The organism is Ralstonia sp. ASV6 (genome assembly GCF_016429285.1).
Classification (GTDB): Bacteria; Pseudomonadota; Gammaproteobacteria; order Burkholderiales; family Burkholderiaceae; genus Ralstonia; species Ralstonia flaminis.
This window is the reverse complement of sequence record NZ_JAELUI010000258.1, coordinates 1-3,950: the sequence shown is the minus strand read 5'-3', so window position 1 is coordinate 3,950 and position 3,950 is coordinate 1. Positions and strand designations below refer to the sequence as shown.

At 57.6% G+C, this 3,950-nt stretch carries 5 protein-coding genes; 3 read left to right on the top strand and 2 right to left on the bottom strand.

The window, feature by feature from the left end:
* A partial coding sequence (locus JHD73_RS29230) for a hypothetical protein (protein WP_233177181.1) occupies positions 1-238 on the bottom strand: 238 nt, incomplete at its 3' end.
* Between the two features lie 297 nt (positions 239-535).
* Between JHD73_RS29230 and JHD73_RS26975 the strand changes: the two genes are divergently transcribed.
* A complete protein-coding gene (locus JHD73_RS26975; protein WP_233177180.1) occupies positions 536-1,837 on the top strand; it encodes a metalloprotease in 1,302 nt (433 codons plus the stop codon).
* The gene (locus tag JHD73_RS26970) at positions 1,834-2,655 is read left to right on the top strand and encodes a TIGR02391 family protein (RefSeq protein ID WP_199033207.1); all 822 of its coding nucleotides are present in this window, start codon (positions 1,834-1,836) and stop codon (positions 2,653-2,655) included. Before JHD73_RS26975 ends, JHD73_RS26970 begins: the two co-directional genes overlap by 4 nt.
* Before the next feature lie 294 nt (positions 2,656-2,949).
* Here the strand turns inward: JHD73_RS26970 and JHD73_RS26965 are convergent, their stop codons facing one another.
* Positions 2,950-3,345: a hypothetical protein gene (locus JHD73_RS26965; RefSeq protein ID WP_199033206.1), complete on the bottom strand. Its 396-nt coding sequence runs from the start codon at positions 3,343-3,345 to the stop codon at positions 2,950-2,952.
* Positions 3,346-3,479: 134 nt separating this feature from the next.
* Here JHD73_RS26965 and JHD73_RS26960 point away from each other — a divergent pair, with 134 nt between their 5' ends.
* Positions 3,480-3,884: a hypothetical protein gene (locus JHD73_RS26960; protein ID WP_233177179.1), complete on the top strand. Its 405-nt coding sequence runs from the start codon at positions 3,480-3,482 to the stop codon at positions 3,882-3,884.
* Positions 3,885-3,950 lie beyond the last annotated feature (66 nt).

Below are 3,950 nucleotides of genomic sequence, written 5' to 3'. Positions count from 1 at the left end.
TCCTTGTGGAGAGCCCTGTTGGTCCGGGGCGGCCGTCCCACTGGTCGCGGACCCAAGCATCCCAATCGTGAGCATGCGGCGTGATGCACGTCTCGCCTTGGACCGCGACGAACGCGCTGCCTATCATCGCCTTAGCGAATTGCTGTCGCCATGGCTCAGGCACGTCGTCCATCCGCACGTAAAAACGGCCCTGGTACTCCCGGATCGGCACCGCAGCGATTAGCTCATCGCGGGTCATGCTTCTCCCTCCCTAAACGAATGTTCGATGTGCTCAGCGTCGCGCACGTTGACCAGCCCGAGGGTGCGAATCCGCATCAGGCTCGGCCAAGCCGAGCCGGTACAGGTGATCTTCCTCCAAGCTAGGAGCGAGCGAGAACGGGCCATATGCCCAATTGTGTATGCGATTCAGGCCTGCCACTTCACGAAGTTGTGTGTTTTCTCTTCCGGCATCGTGCGCGGCAGTGGACTTATGCGGATTTATGCACCTAGAGTATGCGGGTGTGCGCAAACGCTCATTGGGAAAAGAGGGGACGTCATGTTGGGGCTCGAGGAAAAGCGATTCTGGTTTGTACTTGTGATCTTTGTCGCCGGTCTAGCAGCAGTCATTTGCTACCGTGGTCTGCCAGCATCTCCCAAACCAGCCGTTTCATACTCATTGACGCGTACGCTTTTGGGCACCCTTATTCGTCGTGGCCCCATCGAGTTCTTTCGCCTTACCTATGTGATGTTGCGCTACCGATTTCGGGTGGCATACGACGAAAACACCAGGGCCATAGTGCTCGGCTTTCACGTACTTCTTGGCTTAGCTGGTGCCTCTTTGGTTGTCGCTGCTCTCAGTATGCCCGAGGTGGTCACAGCAGGTTCAACTGCGGTGCGGCTCGGCGGTGCGGTTGCAGGGATTGCCCTTCTGTTCGTCGCGGGAACCTGGTTCACTATGCCAGCATTTCATCGGTCTGTTCTCTTGGGGGAAGTAGCCGCGTCGGTTTGTTACGGTATGGCGTGCGTCGCTTTGTGCTGGTTAGGCTGGAGGTACGCGTCAGGACTTGCTTCGAACAATCCAGCAGCATTCGGCGCCTTCGTCCTCCTGGTTGCTGCTGCGGTGCTGGTGTTTGGACACCCGTTGTCCCTGCTGGCGCGATTTCTCGTGTTGCGGGCCCGAGTAAATCACTACGCGTTCGAGACACCATATAACCAACTCCTTGCTATTCGGCCGAGACGAGGCGGCGACCGGCAAGTAGCCATTCACGAGGCTGGTCACGCTTTGATGTACGCCCTAGGAAACAGAATTCCAGAAGATGCTTCGGCATACATTGATACTGATACGCTGTCGCCGGCGATAGGCCAGGTTTCGTTTCCAGGCGGGCGCAACGGTGATATCTCTTTCGAATTGCTGGAATGGAAGCTTGTTACCTGCCTTGCCGGAATGGTTGCGGAAAAGGTCGATACGGGATCCCATGGTTTCGGCGCGGGTGGCGATATGCGTGCGTGGCAGGAGCTGGCAATTCCATACCTGCTTTTGCACTCGGACGTCACGTTTTTCGAGGAGCCCAAGTCCGAGCTGGAAATGGAGTCCAATAAGCGTGAACTAGTTGCCTTGAAGAAGCGGATGCTTACGGCTGTTACGCGTTATGTGCGGGCAAATTGGCCGGTTGTGATTCGCGTCGCCGCTAGCCTCGAAGAGGTTGAGTATTTGGACTACAAACAACTTGCTGACTTGCTCGTAGGCGTCAAGCGCACCGGAGGATTGCCAACTGCACAATGGCCAGTAGAGTTGGGCGGGATTGATCTACATTCCGCTGTGCATCAGGTGGGCGAGGGAAAGGGGATACACGCGTGAGCGACAACATAACATTTTCGTTGGGCCAGGTTGAGGCGATAGCGAACGCGCTGGGTGACACGGCTGATGGATTGACGGGGTCAGAGATCGGTTTGCTGCTAGCCAACGCCAGGATCGATGACATCGATCCTAGTCTTACCAAGCGCACGCGCCTGTTCAATGCATTTTCCAACTGCCAGAACCGCCTGGGCCACCGCAGGAACATTCTGGCCTTCATCCGATTTGCCATGAAACCGGAGCGCTATATCGGCAAGCCCGAGCGCTTCGAGCCCATGCGAGCGAATCTCAACCGCGGTCTCGCATTCGCGGGGCTTCAAGTCGAGGAGAGCGGGGAGTTGGTCGCCGCTGAACGTGCGTCGACGTTGCCTGACGCGATTCGCAGGGCGAACGAGCTTCGCACCGATCTTGCTGCCCGTGGCGTTCATGCGGATGTGTTGGCGTTTTGTCGAGCGGAGCTGGTCGATGACAACTACTTCCACGCAGTTTTGGAAGCCACGAAGAGCATTGCGGCAAAGCTTCGAGGCAAAACGGGCTTGACGGATGATGGCTCTGCACTCGTCGATCGGGCACTCGGCGGTAACCCTCCGATGCTAGCGATCAATTCACTCGCCGACGAGAGCCAACAGAGTGAGCAGCGGGGCTTCGCCAATCTAGTGAGAGGCGTGTTTGGAATGTTCCGCAATACCACGGCGCATGCGCCAAGGGTGCTCTGGAGCATGACCAAGAGCGATGCGGAGGATCTGTTGACGTTGGCTTCACTGATTCACCGTCGCTTGGATGCGGCGGTGATGCCAGTTGCGGCGCAGGAAAAGAGCTAGGCGTGACCTTTGGGGACACCGCAATGCGAACTGGTGGCGCGTCCCGTTGGTTTAGCGGCCTTGGAAAGGGGGGCAGGCACGGTTGGGGGCTAAGTAGGCGTCGGTACATTCTCGGTACAGACGTCAAGGACTCATGACCACTAGTTGACCAGCGGGAAGCAAAAATGGTCAGGGCTTCGCCAAGGCTCAAGCAACCAAAGGGAAGTCGCCAAATTTAGATCGCGAGCGTCGCTAGATTTGCTTGAGTCGGACAATTGATGGATGAGTCGGGGTCAATGAAACCCGGTTGATTTTTTATTTAACATAACACAAAGTGTTGGGGGCCGACGAATGGCTCAACGGCGCGGCTTCGGCGGGTGAGGGTGTCACAAAATTTGTGACACCTAGGCCGAGCGAAACGAGGATGGCCACTAGGCCGCTATGGGCCATCCTCGGTGAAAAAACTTCCCACAGCGACCGCTGGCCAGCGCGTTCTGCGCGGTCCATGTCCGCTGCCATGATGATTGGCATGGGGTTGTCCATGTCGAGCAGTTGCGCCAGGCGCAAACACACTTCGTTGTCCATGCTGCGACGGCCGGTTCGGTAGTGGCTGACAGCGCTTTGGACAAGGCCAAGCTCCGCTGCAAGGGCGGAGTCGTTCTTTAGGCCACGGCGTTTGATCGCCTCATCTAAATATTTTTCAACTCTCATTTAAGCACCTCTGCTCTTGACAGAATTACAGCCGTAATGAACATTACGCCCGTAATTGATTACGGCTGTGATGACAGCCGGAATATAACCGGTTTACCCCCTTGGGAGTAGGCCGGTCAACCGGGGGTAGGGCTATGGCGATTGAGAGGGTGCAGATGTTGCCGCGTGACGGCATGTCGCTGCGTGAGCTGAAGCCGCGCCCGTCCGAGTTTTCCGGCCGGTCAAAGCCCGTGTGGTTGGTTGAAGTGCTTGCAAAGAAGGCTGAGGCGCAGCGCGTTGCCGCGTCTGAAGCGGCGTATCGCGAGGCCTCGGGCGGTCGCGCCGCCACGCCCGCAGCGCAGCGAGGACGGACGGCGCGACCGCCCGTTGCTCTGCGTAATTCCCTTTCCCTTGACGAGATCAATGCAGCACTTTCTGACGCTGCCGATGACTCGTTGTTGGCCTCGCGCAGTGAGGCTGCTTTTTGTCAGGCGGGCGTGGTAGCACCGCCTGACAGTCTCACGGATGAGACTTCCTCGGATTTTGGCGAGGGGTTCTGAGCGTATGGCCTACGACACCGTCCGGCTGCGCTCTCCGTACCTCGGCAACACGGTTGTCGAGCGCAT

Excerpts from the sequence above, each read along its gene's own strand:
- JHD73_RS26975 (WP_233177180.1), top strand. The coding sequence starts at position 536 with ATGTTGGGGCTCGAGGAAAAGCGATTCTGGTTTGTACTTGTGATCTTT.
- JHD73_RS26965 (WP_199033206.1), bottom strand. The coding sequence starts at position 3,345 with ATGAGAGTTGAAAAATATTTAGATGAGGCGATCAAACGCCGTGGCCTA.
- JHD73_RS26960 (WP_233177179.1), top strand. The coding sequence starts at position 3,480 with ATGGCGATTGAGAGGGTGCAGATGTTGCCGCGTGACGGCATGTCGCTG.